The sequence below is a fragment of the Rhodoferax sp. GW821-FHT02C08 genome (assembly GCF_059421805.1).
On record NZ_JBWKVR010000032.1, the window covers coordinates 33,223 to 50,380 of the forward strand.

Sequence of the window (17,158 nt, forward strand, 5' to 3'; positions counted from 1 at the left end):
TTGTGCCAGTTTTACGCGATATTCAGCCATCTCTAGCGCTTCCAACCCACACCATGTACATCCCTGCGCACTTCGCTGAAAACCGGCCTGAACAACTGCAGCGCATCATCCGCGAACACCCCCTGGGCACCTTGGTCAGCCACGCAGACGGCGGGCTGGACGCCGACCACCTGCCCTTCGAGTTCGACCCCGGCGTGGGGCCGCATGGCCTGCTGTCGGCCCACGTGGCCCGCGCCAACCCGGTGTGGCAGCGCTGCCCCACGGGCAGCCCGGTGATGGTGATTTTTCGTGGCGCGCAGGCCTATATCTCGCCCACCTGGTACCCCAGCAAACACGAAACCCACCGCCAGGTGCCGACCTGGAACTACGAGGTGGTGCACGCCCACGGCGTGCTGACCGTGCGTGACGATGAACGCTTTGTACGCGGCATCGTGGCACGCCTGACGCGGCGCCACGAAGCGACTGAGCCCACGCCATGGAAGATGGGCGACTCGGCGCCCGAGTACATCGACAGCATGCTGCGCAACATCGTAGGCATCGAGATCGCCATCACCTCGCTAGTGGGCAAAGTCAAGCTCAGCCAAAACCGCGAATTGCGCGACCGCATAGGTGCTGCCGACACGCTGCAGGCGCGCGGCCACACAGAGCTGGCCGGGCTGATGCGCCCGGCGGAATGAGCTCCAGCGTCGTCCGTACGCGGCGAATGGGCCAAGCGGTCCATCCCTTCATGGCACTCTAAGATTGAGCCAGTTTCACCCTCCGCAGCCATTGCGATTCACCATGCCCTTTGCACCAAAGAAGCCCTCACTTTTGCGCTGGGCATTGCTACTCGGGGTCGTGGTACCGGTTGCCAGCTGGGCCTTGGTACGGCCGGTGCGCGTGATCGCGCCCACGCTAGCGGGCGTGTCCTGTCCCACCGCGTATATGTGTGTAGATGACATGGCGCAGCTGACCCAGGCTACCGCCCTCTACCAGGAAGCCAATGCCTTTGTGACCAGGCACCTGCAAGCCTTGCAAGGCGAGCCACGCGTCATTTTTTGCGCGACCCAAGGCTGCGCGGAATCGTTTGGCCTGGGGGATCGTTCTGCCGTCACGCTCGGCACTATCGGCACCGTCATCGGCCCACGTGCCTGGAAGCCGTACTACGTGCGGCATGAATTGATTCACCAGTTGCAAGGCCAGCAACTCGGCGTGGTGCAATTGCTGTTCAAGCCCACATGGTTTGTTGAAGGCATGGCCTATGCATTGAGCCAAGACCCGCGCCCGGCGCTGGCAGAACCGTGGCAGGCCTACCGCTCACAGTTCAGCACCTGGTACGCGCAGCTGCAACCAACCCAGCTGTGGGAGTCGGCCAGCAGGCTCTAGTCCCGGCTCAAGGCAGCAGAAAGTTCCGCATCGCGCCGTTGTCCGACGCCAGCACGTCCACCGTCTCGTCCTTCAAATCCACCCCCGACAGCTGGCGGCGGCGGGACTCGCGCAGCAGCATGTGCAGCTTGTAGGCAGCGTCTGAGTAGGACAGACCTTCAGGCCGCACGTTGGAGATGCAGTTGCGCGCGGCGTCGGTCAGGCCGACATGGGGTGCCCAGGTGAGGTACAGGCCCATGCTGTCGGGCGAGCTCAGGCCGGGGCGTTCACCGACCAGCACCACAACGGTCTTGGCACCCAGCAGCTGGCCGACCTCGTCGCCAATCGCCACGCGGCCCTGGGTGACGATGGTGGTGGGCGCCAGCGACCAGTCCTCTGGCTCCAGGCGCTGCAGCAGGGCGTGGATGAAGGGCGCGGCGTTCTGCGCGATGGCCAGGGCGGACAGGCCGTCCACCACCACCAGCGCCAGGTCGTAGGGGCGGGCGGGTTGGTAGAAAGACTCCAGCAAGTCGTGCGAAGTCGCGTCCAGCCTGCGGCCCAGGTCGGGGCGCTGCAGATAGGTGCCACGGTCGTGTGCGGCGCTGGCCAGCTGGATGGCATCGGGGTGGCCGGGCAGCACCTCGCCCAGGTCCTGCGCCAGCTGGGCGGTGTCCAGCGGCAGGTGCACGGCGTCACGAGCGCGGGCATGGGCTAATTGGAATTCGAGCTGCGGCGTGGTGGGCAGGCTGATGCCGGTGCGGCCCAGGGCGATGCGCGCAGCGGTCAGGCTGCGCAGGGTATGCCAAGGATTCGGGACTACGCTCATGCCATCACCAACAGTGCTTGGGCAAACGGTTCTGGCAATGCAGACGCCAGCTGCGCTACCCCTTCGCCTTCAAAAATCTGCATGCGGCGCAACCAGTCTTCGAACTCGGGCGCCGGGCGCAGGCCCAGCAGGCGGCGCGCGTACAGCGCGTCGTGGAAAGAGGTAGTCTGGTAGTTCAGCATGATGTCGTCCGAGCCGGGAATGCCCATCACGAAGCTGCAGCCGGCGGCGGCCAGCAGGGTCAGCAGCACGTCCATATCGTTCTGGTCGGCCTCAGCGTGGTTGGTGTAGCACACGTCGCAGCCCATGGGCAGGCCCAGGAGCTTGGCGCAGAAATGGTCTTCCAGGCCGGCGCGGATGATCTGCTTGCCGTCGAACAAATACTCGGGGCCGATGAAGCCGACCACGGTATTCACCAGCAGCGGCTTGAAGGCACGGGCCACGGCATAGGCGCGGGCCTCGCAAGTCTGCTGGTCCATGCCATGGTGGGCGTTGGCCGACAGCGCGCTGCCCTGGCCAGTTTCGAAATACATCACGTTGTCGCCCACCGTGCCACGGTTCAACGACAAGGCAGCACTGCGCGCTTCGGCCAGGATGGCCAGGTCGATGCCGAAGCTGCGGTTGGCAGCCTGCGTGCCGGCGATGGATTGGAACACCAGGTCCACCGGCGCACCGCGCTCTATGGCCTGGATGGTGTTGGTCACATGGGTCAGCACGCAGCTTTGCGTGGGGATCTCATAGCGCTGGATGATGGCGTCCAACATGGTGACGATTTTGATCACCTGGGGCACATTGTCGGTCGCCGGGTTGATGCCGATCACCGCGTCGCCGCTGCCGTATAGCAGGCCGTCGAGCACGCTGGCGGCGATGCCGCTGGTGTCGTCGGTCGGGTGGTTGGGCTGCAGGCGCGTGGACAGGCGCTGCTCCAAGCCGATGGTGTTGCGGAAGGCGGTGACGACGCGGCATTTCTTGGCCACCAGAATCAAATCCTGGTTGCGCATGATCTTGCTGACGGCCGCCGCCATTTCGGGCGTGATGCCGGGCGACACAGCGGCCAGCGTCGCGCTGTCCACCGGGTCGCTGAGCAGCCAGTTGCGGAAGTCGCCCACCGTCAGGTGCTGGATGGGCGCAAAGGCGGCGGCGTCGTGGCTGTCGATGATCAGACGCGTGACTTCATCGCTCTCGTAGGGCACGACCGGTTGCTGCAGAAAAGTGGCCAAGGGCAAGTCAGCCAGCGCCATCTGCGCGGCCACGCGCTCCTGGGCATTGCCGGCGGCCACGCCGGCCAGCAGGTCGCCGGAGCGCAGCGGCGTGGCTTTGGCGAGCAGCTCGCGGAGATCGCGGAAGCGGTAGCTATGGGCGCCTACCGTATGGACAAACTGGGGCATAGGCAACCTTTGGATAACTTTGGCAGCGGTAGGTCTACAAATGAAGACAGCCGCTGTAGTGGAGTCGCATGCAAACATTACTGCCCAGCAAAATTAATGCCATGCCGCATCCCAAAGTCGCACCGACAGCGCCATCAGGATTCAACAAAAAGAACAGAGTTCAGGCAATAACACACACCGAAGGCTTTTTTGCGCTGCAAGGCATATGTAAAACATGTAACCATTTCAGTGACAATTTGTTCGCTCGCTTCACTAACTCACTCACACGTTTTTACCGCTTATGCGGACCAAGCATCTGGATATCTTAAGAAGGACCGCATTTTGATGGTGTCCGAAAACACTCATACGGTGCCTTTGCTCTCTTCCCCCTCTACGAGACCGCAGCATATAAGCCTTGCATCAATACGGCATTGGTTAACTACATGCTTGTCGCTCTTGTTGTTCACTGGCTGTGCAAGCCATGTCCCCGTAGCTCCTGCTGCCAAGGAAGCTTCAACGACACCAGCCACGCGTGAAATCAACGAGCTGCTAGAACAACCAGCGATTGATCCGCTAAGCCGCTACCTGGAACGCCACGGGCCGGGTCGTTCTCCCACGCTGGACAGGGTACGGGCTGAACGCGACAAGCGTTGTGCAGCCATCGCAGACAGCTATGCCGGCCGCGAAAAAACCGCTGCCAATTTGGAAAAACTGGATACCGGCTACCGCTACTCCTGCCCTGCAGTCGTCCAGGCTTTTGCCGAACAGGTGAGTCGAGCTGGTGCAGCTCCAGGATCTGCGATGTCGACAACCCCATCAACGTCCGCGCGCTCCGCCACAACCACGCAAGACAAGGCCGTCCTGGACAACTGCTACCTGCCGTTCGCCATCAAGAACTACCGCGAAGCCCACGCCGCGTGCCGAAAACCAGCAGAAATTGGCGATGCTCGGGCGCAATACAACCTCGGCTTCAGTGCCCGCGTACTGCAGCTATTGCCGGAAGCCGTGCAATGGACCCAGCGTTCGGCAGCACAGGGTCTGCCCGAAGCGCAACTGCATTTAGGGCAGCTGTATCTTCGCGGGCAGGGCTTACCGCAGAATCCAACCAAAGCCCTGCAACAGTTCGAACTGGCCAGCGCACAAGGCCTGGCTGAAGCCCAGTTCATGGAGGGCCAGATGTACTACCAAGGCAACGGCATAAAGCGCGATCTGGCACTGGCTTTGCGCTACTTCACCCAAGCGGCGGAACAAGGGCATGGCAATGCCCAGCTGTACATGGGCAAGATGTATACCCAGGGTGAAGGCATAGCCACCGCTGATCCGGCAAAAGGCCGCAAATGGCTGCTCGCCGCCGCGGAACAAAGGGTTCCTGAAGCCCAGTACCGCCTGGGCACTCTCTATGCCCAGGGCCTGGGCGTAGATGCTGATGCCATACAAGCCTATGTCTGGCTGAGCTTGGCGGTCGCCGGCGGCCAAAGTGCAGCGGCAGCACCACGCGACGAAATTGCACGCCAACTGTCAACGGAGCAGTTGGCAAATGCACGGCAACGAGCTCGGCGTACCCAGGAAACCATGCACTGATGGGCTCCCCAATGCGTTCAACGGTTGAGGGAGGCATGAGCTCCATTAAAAAACTCATCATGCTCATCCTCTTGCTGCTGGTAACGCTGTTCCTGGCTGGCATGGGCGTGATGTCCTCGCTCAATCTGAGCTATTCCCAAGAGGCCATGTCAAAACTGCGCGCGCGCCAGATTGATGAAACCTTCCATGGCAACCTGGACCGTATCGACGCCCGCCACCAGATCATGGAGAAGAACGCAGCCGCACTAGCGCGCCTGGGCGAATTGCTCTACAGCATGAAGCAGCAGAACGGCCGTACGCGTCGGACCGAACTAGAAAGCGCATTGCTGAAAAAGATCCGTGATTTTCCCGAAGCGTCGGGCGGAGGAATCTGGTTTGCGCCGAACATCTGGCCTGCTGCCGCCTATGCAGGCTGGAAAAACAACTCCGTGCAACTGATCCCAGCGTATGCAGATAGTGCCTATACCTATTCCCAGCAAGCTTGGTATGTGGCCGCACTGCCAACGAACGATAACGACAAATCACCCGGTAAGGAAATCTTCCACTGGACTCCCATCTACTACGACGCCGTGCAAAGCGACGGCCTGGTCACGGTGGCCACACCCATGCACGACGAACACGGCCGTTTCATCGGCTTGGCCACCACCTCGTGGCGCGCGGAAGAAATCATCCGTCTGGTCAGCGGTGCCGATGTCACCCCGGGCAGCTTCGCGTTCGTGATGGACAACAACAATCGCCAGCTGTCCAGTCTGTCGCAGTCGTCCGAGTCATCGACCAACCAAGCACTGATGGACGCATTGTCGACATTGGAGCTTCCCGCAACACCACCACCGGGGAGCACCTCTTTCCGCGGTGGGCAGATGCAACTGCCGATACAAACCCACCAGCTAGGTGTGCAAGGACGTAGCTATTCCATGTTCTTGTCGCGCACCCGCGCGGGCATGGTCTTCGGCATCGGTGTGCCGCAGGATGAAATTGACGCCGTACTGGAGCCCATGCGCCAGACCAACTACCAAATCGCCTTGACTACCGGCTTGGTATTACTGGTACTTTCAGGGGTCATTCTGTATGTAGTAGCCCATATTCTGAGGTTGCTGGAAACACTGTCCACCGATTCACTCACGGGCTTGCCCAATCGGGCCAAACTGCTACGCGAAACCGCGGCACCACAGCAAGAAAGCCTCATCCAGGTCAATATCGATGCATTCAAAGAAATCAACGATTTCTATGGCCACCAATGCGGTGACCACATCCTCGTTTCGATGCGCGATAAATTGCAGAAGTTTCTTGATACCGGTCTGAATAGTGGGCGTACCGCCTTGTACAAACTACCCGGTGACGAGTTCGCTATCCGGATCCATACAGCACTGGACCGCGCCGCCCTGAACACCTACCTGCATGCGCTGTCTACCTACATACACACTGCGCTTTTCCATTGGGAGGAACAAGAAATCGGGGTCAACGTGACCTTAGGCGCCGTGACTACCGAGAATGAGTCCACACAAGCAGCCCCATCTGGAGAGACATTGCTGTCGTCTGCCAATATTGCTTTGAAACTGGCTCGCCTTCAGCACCGCCATTACGCAGTCTACGACCCAGCCCTCAAGGTACGTGAAGAATATGAGCAGAACCTGCTGTGGGCACAACGCTTAAAGACGGCCTTGCATGAAGATCGCATCGTTCCGTACTTTCAGCCGATTGTTAGCAACAGCAATGGAAAGATCGAAAAATTTGAATGTCTGGTACGCCTGCTGGATGAGCACGGATCTCCGGTAGGGCCAGGGCAATTTCTGGGGATTGCCAAGAAGCTGCGCCTATATGGCGAAATCACCCGCATCATGGTGAGCAAGAGCTTCGCCGTGTTCCAGGACACGCCCTATAGTTTTTCCCTCAACCTGTCATACGAAGACCTGGTTGACCCGGAAACCACCGGCTTCATCAAACGCCGTCTCAGTGAAACCGGTATCGGCCGACAGGTCATCTTTGAAATACTGGAGTCAGAAGGTATTCAGAATTACCTCGAAGTTCGGGCCTTCATCGATGAAGTGAAAGCCATGGGCTGCAGCATCGCCATCGACGACTTCGGCAGCGGATACTCCAATTTCGACCACTTGCTGCGCCTGAATGCCGACATCATCAAACTCGACGGTAGTCTGATCCGCAATCTCGACAACAACCCCAGCGCATTGGTCATCATCCGTGGCATCGTGCAGTTCGCTCGCGAACTGGGTTTCAAAACCGTTGCCGAATTTGTGCATACCGCCTCCATACAGGCGCAGATATTGGCGCTGGGCATCGACTATTCGCAAGGCGCCATGTTCAGCATGCCCACCGCAACACCGCTGACACAGCTGAACAACGGCCAAAGCCCCGCGGCGTGCTCAAACCTGGCGTAGATGCCAGGCCTTGGGCCGGGTGAAGGTTTGTATGCCGTAGGTGGACAGGGTCAGGCCCACGCCCGAATCGCCATGGCCGCTCCAGGGCAGGCGCGGGCTGACGCGGTCGCAGCAGTTCCAGTAGACGCTGCCGGCGTTCACCTGGGCCAGCACGGCGCGGGCGCGGGCCTCGTCGGGGGTGAAAACGCCGGCAGTTAGGCCATAGCGGGTATCGTTCATCAGCGCCACAGCCTCGGCGTCGCTGGCCACCTTCTGGATACCGATAATGGGGCCGAAGCTTTCCTCGCGCATCACGTCCATGCTGTGGTCCACACCCACCAGCACCGTGGGCGCATAGCTATTGCCCGGCAGGCGTTTGCCGCCTGTGAGCAATGTGGCGCCCTTGGCTACCGCATCGGCCACCTGCGCGTCCAGTACGTCCAACTGGGCCTTGCGGGTGATGGCACCGATATAGGTGTCGTCGGCCATGGGCTCACCCACCTTGAAGCCGTGCACTGCGTCCACAAAGGCCGCCACAAAGGCATCAAAAACCTGGGCGTGCACATAGATGCGCTCCACCGAGCAGCAGCTTTGGCCGGTGTTGTACATGGCGCCATCGGCCAGCGAGGCGGCGGCGTTTTGCACCTGCGCATCGTCGCAGACATAGGTCGGGTCCTTACCGCCCAACTCCAGCTGCAGCTTGACCATGCGTGGGCCCAGGGCCTGGGCGATCTTGGCGCCGGTGGCGTACGAACCGGTGAAGAACAGGCCGTCGATGCGCTGCGCCTGCAGAGCCGCTCCCACATCACCGCCGCCGACCAGGGCCACCAGCACATCCGTGGGTACGCCGGCCGCATGCAACAGCCGCACGATGTTCAGGCCGGTCAGCGTGGCGTATTCAGATGGCTTGTACAGCACGGCATTGCCGGTCAGCAGGGCTGGCAGGATGACGTTGCAGCCCACGAACCAGGGGTAGTTCCAGGCGGAGATGTTCGCCACCACACCCAGAGGGATGTGCTGTATCTGCTCGGTCATGCCGCCCTCGTTCAGCACCGTCTCGGTGGCGGTACTGGTGTCCACCTCGGCCAGGAAGAAGTCGATGCGGCCCAGCAAGCCGTTGAGCTCGTTGCGCGACATGGCGATGGGCTTGCCGGTCTCGCTGGTCATGGTGGCGGCCAGGGCTTCAAGCTCGGCCACCACGGCGGCGCGGAAGCGCAGCACGCAGGCCTTGCGCATCTCCAACGGCGCGGCCGCCCACACGGGCTGGGCCGCGCGCGCGGCCAGGGCTTTGGCGGCAACCGAGGCCGCGTCGTCGGCCGGCACTTCGGCAATCTTGGCGCCGCTGGCGGGGTTGTGGATGGCGAGGGTGGTCATGGCTTGTGCGGTTGGGTGTGGGCGGCCTTGGCGGCGTGTGCTGCGGCCAGAAAGTCGGTAAGCAAAGGGGTGTCGTCCAGCGTGCCCAGGGCCGGCTGGTGGAATTCAGGGTGCCACTGCACGGCCGCCACATAGGCCGGGCCTGTGCTGCGAATGGCTTCGATCACGCCGTCCTCGGGGCTGCGCGCTTCCACCACAAAGCCGGGCGCCAGGTCTTTGATGCCTTGGTGGTGGATGCTATTGATTTTGTAGCTGCTGCCGTCCGGTAATAGTGCGCTGAGCCGTGTTTCGGGCACGATCTGCAACGGGTGGAAATGGTGGTCGTAGGCATCGGCATCGCGGTGCAGCACGGCCTCTGGGCGCTGGGTGGCGATGTCCTGGTACAGGGTGCCGCCAAAAGCCACGTTGATCAGCTGCAGGCCGCGGCACACGCCGAACACGGGCTTGCCTGCGGCCACAAAGGCCTTCACCAAGGCCTGCTCGTATTCGTCGCGGATGCGGTCACCACTCCAGCGCTCCTGCAGCGGGGTTTCACCGTAGCTGCCGGGCCACACGTCCGCGCCGCCGTGCAGCACCAGGCCGTCCAGCCACTGGGCGTAGTCGTCAAAATGCACCTCGCCACGCGCGGTGTCGCCCACGGGCGAGGGCACCATTACCGGCAACGCACCGCCGGACATGATCCAGTGTGCCATGGACTGCTCGACGTACTGCAGTGTCTTCTTGGCGAAGGCCGCGCGGGTCGGGTCGGGGTGCAAAAAGCAGGCGCTGATGCCGATCTTCAAGCGCTCGGGTCGGGTGGGGTTGGACATCACATCGCCGCCTTGAAAAGCATTTCGAAATCCTCCGCCGTGCAGGGACGCGGATTGGTCTGGTGGCAGATGTCGGCCGTGGCGATTTCCACCAGACGCGGCAGGTGCTCGTAACGCACGCCATGGTCGGCCAAGCGGCCGGTGATGCCAATGTCGTGCTTGAGTTCGCGCAGCCAGGCAACAAAAGCCTTGCCGCCGCCCGGCACCTGGCAGACATGGGCCAGCTCGTCGAACTTGTGCGGCACCACCGCCTGGTTCCAGACCAATACGGTGTCGATCATCAGCGCGTTGGCCAGGCCGTGGTGCAGGTCGCACACGGCGCCCAGCGCATGCGCGCAGGAGTGCACCGCACCCAGGTCTTTCTGGAAGGCGATGGCGCCCATCATCGAGGCCATCATCATGTCGGACCGGGCCTGCAGATTGCTGGGCTCGTGCACGGCCGTGCGCAGGGCGGCTGCGGCAATGCGCGTGCCCTCCAGCGCTATGCCGTCGCACAGCGGGTGGTAGGCCGGCGACAGATAGCTTTCGATGTTGTGCGTGAGCGCGTCCATGCCTGTAGCCGCCGTCACGTGGGCCGGCAAGCCCAGGGTCAGCTCGGGGTCGGCAAATACCACCTGGGCCAGAATCTTGGGGCTGAAGATCACGCGCTTGAGGTGGGTGTCGTTCTCGCTCACCACGCTGGAGCGGCCCACCTCGGAGCCCGTGCCCGAGGTGGTAGGCAGGGCCACAAAATACGGCAGCGGTTGGTCGATAGGGCGCACCTGCGGGTGGTCCCATACGTATTCCAGAATGTCACCCGGGTGCGTGGCCGCAATGCCCACCACCTTGGCCACATCCAGTGCAGCGCCGCCGCCAAAGCCGATCACGCAATCGGCGTTGTGGTCCTTGAAAGCGATAGCTCCGTCCATCACCTGGCTGCAGGTCGGGTTGCCATGCACACCGCTATACAGCCCCACCACCAGGCCATTCAGGTGGCTAACGAACTCGGCCATCACCGGCAGAGCAGCCAGGGCCCGGTCGGTCACGATCAGCGGACGCTGCAGGCCCTGGTCCAGCAAATGCTGGGCCACGAGCTTGCGCGCGCCAGCACCGAATTTGATGGGCGTAGGGAATGCGAAATTAGTAATCGTCATGGTTCAAATGATCTCGAAATAGCGTTTCAGTTCCCAGTCAGTGACGGCGTCCAGCCATTGGCGCCATTCCCATTCACGGGTGGCGGCGAAGTGGTCGACAAAGGTGTCGCCCAGCCAGTCGCGCGCGATGGCCGACTGCTGGAACACGCGGGTGGTTTCAATCAGGGTGCGCGGTGCGCGGGCAATGTGCTCGGCGCCGCCATTGGTGCCGGTGATGGGTGGGGCTGTGAGCTTCAAACCTTTTTCCACACCGTCCAGCCCAGCGGCAATGACGGCGGCCATGGCCAGGTAGGGGTTCACGTCAGCGCCAGGGCAACGGGTTTCCAGGCGGGTTGCCTTGGGGCTGCCAGCGATCACGCGGAAGCTGGCGGTCCGGTTGTCCATGCCCCAAGTGGGTTTGGTCGGCGCCCAGAAGCCATCCACCAGGCGCTTGTAACTGTTGATGGTGGGCCAGATCATGGGGCCAAAATCCATCATGCAGGCGACCTGGCCCGCGAGATAGCTTTCAAACAGCTTGCTCATCTTGCGCGGCTGCTTGGCGTCATAAAACAGATTGTTCTTACCATCGCTTAAGCTTTGGTGGATATGGCCGCTGCAACCCGGCAGGTTCGCGTGCGGCTTGGCCATGAAGCTGGGCATGATGCCGTAGCGGGCACCGATTTCTTTCACGCCGGTCTTGAACAGAATGGCCCGATCGGCCTGGGCCAGAGCCTCGCTGAAACCTATGGCCACTTCAAATACGCCGGGGCCAGTCTCGGTATGCAGGCCCTCGATAGGTACGCCGAAGGCCAGCATGTCGTCCATGATGGCGTTGAAGAAATCACGGTTCTGGTTCATGCGCAGCAGCGAATAACCAAACATGCCGGGTGTCAGCTTGGTGGCGCCGACGCCGTTTTTCTCGGCCCAGCTATGCGGCGTTTCCAGGAAGTTGAACCACTCGAATTCCATGCCGGTCATGACCTGCAAGCCCATTTTCTCGGCGCGTTTCAGCACGCGCTTCAAGGTCTGGCGGGGACACAGCGGGTGCGGCGTACCGTCGGCAAGCACAAACTCACCCAGGAAAAAAGGCACCTGGTTGTCCCATGGCACGTGGCGCGCCGTGCCCAGGTCCAGCCGGGCCAACGCATCGGGAAAGCCGTGCTGCCAGCCGGTGACGGTGGTGTTGTCGTAGCAGCTGTCCATCATGTCCCAGCCCAGCACCACATCGCAAAAACCAAAGCCGCCGGCTGGGTAGGGTTGGGCCGCGCCCATGAATTTGTCGATGTGCAGGTACTTGCCGCGCAGCACGCCGTCGATGTCGCTGACGGCGACCTTGACCTTGGCCGCGCCAGATTGCTGGAGGGCCGCCAGGGCAGGGTGCTGGGCAGGTGTTTTCTTGGATGCCATGTTGTCTCTCACCGTTTTGTATTCCAAGGCCATGGCGCACCAAATTGGGCCGCTACGCCGTGCTTTGTGCCTGTGTTTCAGGGCTTGGGCATTGAAACGCTTTGCATCCGGCTTGTCAATTGCTCTACTGTAGATTGTTAACAATCTGCAGATTTTGCTTGTGCAGCGCGCAAATCGCGGTTACACACGCAGGGCAATTTCCATGGTCCAAATACCTGCGGAAGCATCAGGCATGGGATGTGCATATGTTCATTTTCCATTCATCCTATTCAGGAGTACTTGATGACACTTTCTGCGAACACGTCAGGCATAGCCGCCGACGACGCCAGCGTGCTGCAAAGCATGGGCTACAAACAAGAGCTGTCACGCAGCATGAAGCCGTTTTCGAACTTCGCGATCTCGTTCTCCATCATCTGTATCTTGTCGGGTGGCATCAACTCGCTGTCCCAGGGCATATCCGGCGTGGGCGGTGCGGCCATTGGCATAGGTTGGCTGATCGGCAGCGCCATCAGTCTGGTGTTTGCACTGGGCATGGCGCAGATCGGCTCGGCCTTTCCTACCGCGGGTGGCCTGTACCACTGGAGCTCGATCCTGGGTGGCCGAGGCTGGGGCTGGCTGACCGCCTGGCTGAACCTGCTGGGTCTGGTGACGGTGCTGGGTGCCATCAATGTGGGCACGTTTTACTTCTTTATCGGTGCATTTGGCACCAGCTTGGGGTGGGAAGCCAACTTCCAGACCCAGGCAACCTTCGTCATCGGCATCACCGCTCTGCAAGCGCTCGCCAACCATATCGGCATCAAATTAACAGCGTTTTTGACGGATATCAGCGGTTATCTGATTTTTGCCACGGCAATCTTCCTGACCGTGGCGTTGCTGGCATATGCGCCTAGCTATGACTTTGCACGTCTGATCACGTTCAAGAACTACAGCGGCGCCATCGGTGGTGATGTATGGCCAGAAACCCACAGCATGTGGCTGCTGTTCGGCTTGGGTTTGCTGCTACCGATCTACACCATTACCGGCTTCGATGCATCCGCCCACACGGCAGAAGAGACCGTCAACGCCTCCAGCGCAGTACCCAAGGGTATTGTGTCGTCTACCCTGTATTCCTCGCTGTTTGGCTATCTGATGCTGTGCGCCTTCGTGATCGCCATTCCCGACATGGACAAGGCCGCAGCCAGTGGCGGCAATGTGTTCTTCACCACCATGGACGCGGTATTGCCAACCGGCATCAAGAACGTGCTGTATTGGGCCATCACGGCCTCGCAGTTTCTGTGCGGCCTGGCTACCGTGACCTCGGCATCGCGCATGATTTTTGCCTTTGCACGCGACGGTGGCCTGCCTGCCTCGGGCGCGCTGAAAACCGTACATGCCACTCTGAAGTCGCCAGTGGCCGCGATCTGGACAGCATCCATCATCGCCATCCTGTTCACGCTGTACACCCCGGCCTACACCACCATCGTGTCGGTGACGGTGATCTTCATCTTCATCTCCTACGGCCTGCCCATCGTGCTGGGTGGCTTGGCCTATGGCGGTAGCTGGAACAAGATGGGTCCGTGGGACATGGGCCCGGTATTTCGCCTGGTGGCGCTGCTGGTCGCATTGGCCGCAGCATTGATCCTGTTCTTGGGTGTGCAGCCACCAAACGATGCGGCACTGCAGATCACGCTGGGCTTTCTGGTGCTGACGGCCGTGGTGTGGTTTGGCTTTGAGCGCCGCCGCTTCAAAGGCCCACCCGTCACCACGATGGGCAAGAAATAAACCGTTGTTGTATCGCCCCAGAACCGCTTGGATTCTGGGGCTTTTTGCCAGGTTTTTTATACAAACTGTGCTCCAATTCGGGGCATGTCTGCTGCACCACATCCCACCATCGCCCTCCTCCAAAGCAGCTCGCTGACAAGCGTGGTGCAACAGGAAATAGAGCGCGCCATCCTGGTAGGTGAATACGGTCCCGGCACCAAGCTGATCGAAGCCACGCTGGCCCTGAAGCTGGGTGTGTCCCGGGGCCCGGTACGCGAAGCCTTTCGCATGCTGGAAGAAGGCGGCCTGCTGCGCTTCGAGAAGAACCGCGGCGTTTTCGTACGCGACATTCCCACCGATGAAGCCGTAGAGATTTTTGACCTGCGCGCCTCGCTGGACGAGCTGGTGGGGCGCCAGCTGGCCACCCACATCACAGCCGTCCAACTGAAAGAAATCAAGGGTCTGGTGACGGAAATGGAGCGCCAGGTCAAGGCCCAGGACGCCTACCACTACCACCTGCTGAACCTGAAGTTCCACGACCGGCTGGTGGAGCTGGCGGGCAACCGCAAGCTGACCGAGATCTACCGCAAGCTAATCAAAGAGCTGTCGCTGTTTCGCCGCCTGAACCTGGCCGACAGCTGGTTGATGCCCATCACCGCCAACGAGCACCGCCCCATCGTCGCCGCAATTGCCTCGGGCGACCCCGACGCCGCCGGGCGCGCCATGTTCGACCACGCAATGGACAGCAAAAACCGCACCATTGCCAACGAGCTCAGCCGCAGCGGCGCAAGCAACCTAAGCGTGGCGAAGAGCAGCATTCCCAGCGCCCCCGGCATCGCTGGCACCCGCCGCAAACGCGTGTAAGGCAGCTGCCAGCGCATCCACCACAGGCGCCCAGCCGCCGCCCGCAGACTGGCGAAAAAGACGCATCACACCAGGATACCAAGGCGTGTCGCTACGCTCTGCCAGCCAGCGCCAGTCGGTCAGGTAGTCGGGCAGCATCACCCAGCACGGCACAGCCAGCGCACCGGCCAGATGGGCCACGCCGGTGTCGACCGAAATCAACAGGTCCAGCTGCGCCAGGATGGCAGCGGTATCGGCAAAGTCGCGTATCTGCGGCCCCAGGGCGCGCACGGCCATGCCCGGGGGTGGATGCGCGGCCTCGTCTTCCCCCGCACCCTTTTGCAGGCTGATAAACGTCACGCCCGGCACGTCAGCCAGCGGCAACAGGGTGGCCAGACTGGCCAGCGAACGCTCGGCATCGTTCTCAAAGCTGGTGCTGCCCTTCCACACCAGGCCCACGCGCAGATGGCCCACCGGCACCTGGGCCAGGGCAGGGTGGTGCGCCCAGTCGGCCAGCAGGGGCGGCTCGGCGTGCAGATACGGCAGGGGCGCCGGCACGCTATCCACCCGGGTCTGGCACAACGATGGCAGGCTCATCAAAGGCGTCCAGCAGTCCCAGGCGGTATCCGGCAGGTCTTCGTCATAGCCCACCAGCACATCCACCCCTGCCAAGCTGGCGAACAGGCGTTTCAACGGCGGATGGCAGACCAGGGTGACATGGCTGGCGCCGCGTGTCTTCAGCTCCACCACATAACGGCAGAACTGCAGCATGTCGCCATGGCCGGCCTCGTAGCCCACCAGGATGGATTGGCCTGCCAGCGGCTCGCCGCGCCACCGTGGGCAGTGCATCAGGCGGGCCATGGCGGCATACCAGTCACGCGACTCAAAATGCGCCCAGCCTTCCTCCCAGCGACCTTGGCGCAACAGCAGGTAGGCCAGGTTGAAGCGGGCCTTGGGGTAGCCGGGTTCCAGCAGCAGGGCTTCGCGGCAGCACTCCTCGGATTCCACCTCCAGCCCCATGCGTGCATAGACCACGCCCAGGTTGCACCAGATATGCGGGTCGTCGCGGCGCAGCCGCAGGGCGATGGCACAGGCAGCTTCGGCCTCGTCCAGCTGATGCATCAGTATCAGCACACCGGCCAGGTTCACATAGCTATCGACCAAAGTGGAGTTGTGCGCGATCGACTGACGGTAGCAGTCGGCGGCCTCGGGCCACGCATGCCGCAACTCCAGCACCAGACCCAGGTTGGCATGGGCCTCGGCCAGGGTAGGCGAGAGCTGCAATGCGGCGCGCAAGGCGGCTTCGGCACCGACCAGGTCGCCCTGCTGCAGGCGCTGCGTGCCGTCAAAGAAAAGCGCTTCGGCGCTGGCGGGTGCGCCCGGCACCGTGTTCAAAACGTCCATGGCTGCGCATGGTACGCCGCAGCCCATGCGGTGAGGAAACAGACTGCGAAAAGCCCGGCGACACATTGTTTTTGGCGGGCCGGTCCCTTCGCGCTGGCTAGCGTGGCGTTGCGCGCTTGATGGAACACCACACTAGAATCGCGCCCCTATGATCGACCGCTTTGCCCTGAGAAACAGCCTGCGCCAGCAGCTGAATAGCTTGCAAGCGGTGTTGCCAGAGCAGGCCGCATGACCCGCCTGGCTGTGATCGACTTTGAAACCACCGGCATCTCGCCCGGCCAGGGCGACCGCGCCACCGAAGTGGCCATCGTGATGCTGGAGCAGGGCCAGGTGGTTGACCGCTACCAGAGCCTGATGAACGCAGGCGTGCGCATCCCCAGCTTTATCACCCAGCTGACCGGCATCAGCAACGCCATGCTGGCCGACGCGCCCAGCGCCGCCCAGGCCATGGCCGAGGCCAGCCGCTTCGTCGGCGACGTGCCCCTGGTGGCGCACAACGCGGCCTTTGACCGCAAGTTTTGGCAGGCCGAGTTGGCGCGTATAGACCAGCCTGCCGAGCAGCCATTTGTCTGCACCTTGCTGCTGGCGCGCCGCCTATACCCGCAGGCGCCAAACCACAAACTGGGCTCGCTGGTGGACTTCCACGGCCTGCCGCGCACCGGCCAGGCCCACCGCGCCTTGGCCGATGCCGAAATGGCCGCCCACCTACTGGGCCAGATCCAGCACGACCTGCGCCAGCGCTGGGGCATCGCGCAGCCCCATAGCGCGCTGCTGATGGATTTGCAGCGCTGCACCAAGGCCACGCTCGGTAAACGCCTGGCGCAGCTGGCCAGCGCCCACTAAACCACAGGCGCTAGCGGCAGCCGCCGCACACCAGCTTGCCGGTCTTATATGAAATATTGCCTGATTAGCTACTTGCCTCAGAGTATCGAAGAACAGTCAATGGAAGTGGCTGGGTCGTCACAGCCGCGCGCAG

Annotated in this window: 14 protein-coding genes; 7 read left to right on the forward strand and 7 right to left on the reverse strand. The window is 61.9% G+C overall.

Annotated features, from left to right (window positions below; genetic code table 11):
- The first annotated feature begins 53 nt into the window (after positions 1-53).
- Together AC07VY_RS24625 and AC07VY_RS24630 are read left to right on the forward strand one after the other, a co-directional pair.
- Positions 54-677 carry an FMN-binding negative transcriptional regulator gene (locus tag AC07VY_RS24625; RefSeq protein ID WP_495099813.1) on the forward strand — a complete coding sequence of 208 codons (624 nt, stop codon included), beginning with the start codon at positions 54-56 and terminating at the stop codon, positions 675-677.
- Positions 678-780: 103 nt separating this feature from the next.
- Positions 781-1,365, forward strand: coding sequence for a hypothetical protein (locus AC07VY_RS24630; protein ID WP_495099814.1), 585 nt, complete (start codon positions 781-783; stop codon positions 1,363-1,365).
- A 7-nt stretch (positions 1,366-1,372) separates the two neighbouring features.
- On the opposite strand, the gene eutC is transcribed toward AC07VY_RS24630, so the two are convergent.
- Together eutC and AC07VY_RS24640 are read right to left on the reverse strand one after the other, a co-directional pair.
- Positions 1,373-2,170 (reverse strand): ethanolamine ammonia-lyase subunit EutC, encoded by a 798-nt coding sequence (gene eutC / locus AC07VY_RS24635; protein ID WP_495099815.1) that lies wholly within the window; start codon positions 2,168-2,170, stop codon positions 1,373-1,375.
- Positions 2,167-3,558, reverse strand: coding sequence for an ethanolamine ammonia-lyase subunit EutB (locus AC07VY_RS24640; protein ID WP_495099816.1), 1,392 nt, complete (start codon positions 3,556-3,558; stop codon positions 2,167-2,169). The genes eutC and AC07VY_RS24640 overlap by 4 nt, the downstream gene beginning before the upstream one ends.
- A gap of 189 nt (positions 3,559-3,747) precedes the next feature.
- Between AC07VY_RS24640 and AC07VY_RS24645 the strand changes: the two genes are divergently transcribed.
- Together AC07VY_RS24645 and AC07VY_RS24650 are read left to right on the forward strand one after the other, a co-directional pair.
- Complete coding sequence (locus AC07VY_RS24645) at positions 3,748-5,118, forward strand: tetratricopeptide repeat protein (protein ID WP_495099817.1); 1,371 nt, start codon at positions 3,748-3,750, stop codon at positions 5,116-5,118.
- Between the two features lie 35 nt (positions 5,119-5,153).
- Positions 5,154-7,514 (forward strand): bifunctional diguanylate cyclase/phosphodiesterase, encoded by a 2,361-nt coding sequence (locus tag AC07VY_RS24650; RefSeq protein ID WP_495099818.1) that lies wholly within the window; start codon positions 5,154-5,156, stop codon positions 7,512-7,514.
- Here AC07VY_RS24650 and AC07VY_RS24655 read toward each other — a convergent pair.
- Genes AC07VY_RS24655 through AC07VY_RS24670 form a run of 4 tightly spaced genes read right to left on the reverse strand, consistent with a single transcriptional unit; the run spans position 7,500 to position 12,195 of the window.
- The gene (locus AC07VY_RS24655; RefSeq protein ID WP_495099819.1) at positions 7,500-8,867 is read right to left on the reverse strand and encodes an aldehyde dehydrogenase family protein; all 1,368 of its coding nucleotides are present in this window, start codon (positions 8,865-8,867) and stop codon (positions 7,500-7,502) included. The genes AC07VY_RS24650 and AC07VY_RS24655 overlap by 15 nt on opposite strands.
- Entirely contained in the window at positions 8,864-9,676 is an 813-nt protein-coding gene (locus AC07VY_RS24660; RefSeq protein WP_495099820.1) for a gamma-glutamyl-gamma-aminobutyrate hydrolase family protein, read from the reverse strand. The genes AC07VY_RS24655 and AC07VY_RS24660 overlap by 4 nt, the downstream gene beginning before the upstream one ends.
- Positions 9,676-10,809: an iron-containing alcohol dehydrogenase gene (locus AC07VY_RS24665; protein WP_495099821.1), complete on the reverse strand. Its 1,134-nt coding sequence runs from the start codon at positions 10,807-10,809 to the stop codon at positions 9,676-9,678. Before AC07VY_RS24665 ends, AC07VY_RS24660 begins: the two co-directional genes overlap by 1 nt.
- 3 nt (positions 10,810-10,812) lie before the next feature.
- Complete coding sequence (locus AC07VY_RS24670; RefSeq protein WP_495099822.1) at positions 10,813-12,195, reverse strand: glutamine synthetase family protein; 1,383 nt, start codon at positions 12,193-12,195, stop codon at positions 10,813-10,815.
- A 282-nt stretch (positions 12,196-12,477) separates the two neighbouring features.
- On the opposite strand from AC07VY_RS24670, the gene AC07VY_RS24675 reads away from it, so the two are divergent.
- Positions 12,478-13,956 carry an amino acid permease gene (locus tag AC07VY_RS24675; RefSeq protein WP_495099823.1) on the forward strand — a complete coding sequence of 493 codons (1,479 nt, stop codon included), beginning with the start codon at positions 12,478-12,480 and terminating at the stop codon, positions 13,954-13,956.
- A gap of 84 nt (positions 13,957-14,040) precedes the next feature.
- A complete protein-coding gene (locus tag AC07VY_RS24680; protein ID WP_495099824.1) occupies positions 14,041-14,799 on the forward strand; it encodes a phosphonate utilization associated transcriptional regulator in 759 nt (252 codons plus the stop codon).
- Here the strand turns inward: AC07VY_RS24680 and AC07VY_RS24685 are convergent.
- The gene (locus AC07VY_RS24685) at positions 14,731-16,182 is read right to left on the reverse strand and encodes a tetratricopeptide repeat protein (protein WP_495099825.1); all 1,452 of its coding nucleotides are present in this window, start codon (positions 16,180-16,182) and stop codon (positions 14,731-14,733) included. The two genes, AC07VY_RS24680 and AC07VY_RS24685, sit on opposite strands and share 69 nt — an antisense overlap.
- A 228-nt stretch (positions 16,183-16,410) precedes the next feature.
- On the opposite strand from AC07VY_RS24685, the gene AC07VY_RS24690 reads away from it, so the two are divergent.
- The gene (locus AC07VY_RS24690; protein WP_495099826.1) at positions 16,411-17,025 is read left to right on the forward strand and encodes a 3'-5' exonuclease; all 615 of its coding nucleotides are present in this window, start codon (positions 16,411-16,413) and stop codon (positions 17,023-17,025) included.
- Positions 17,026-17,158 lie beyond the last annotated feature (133 nt).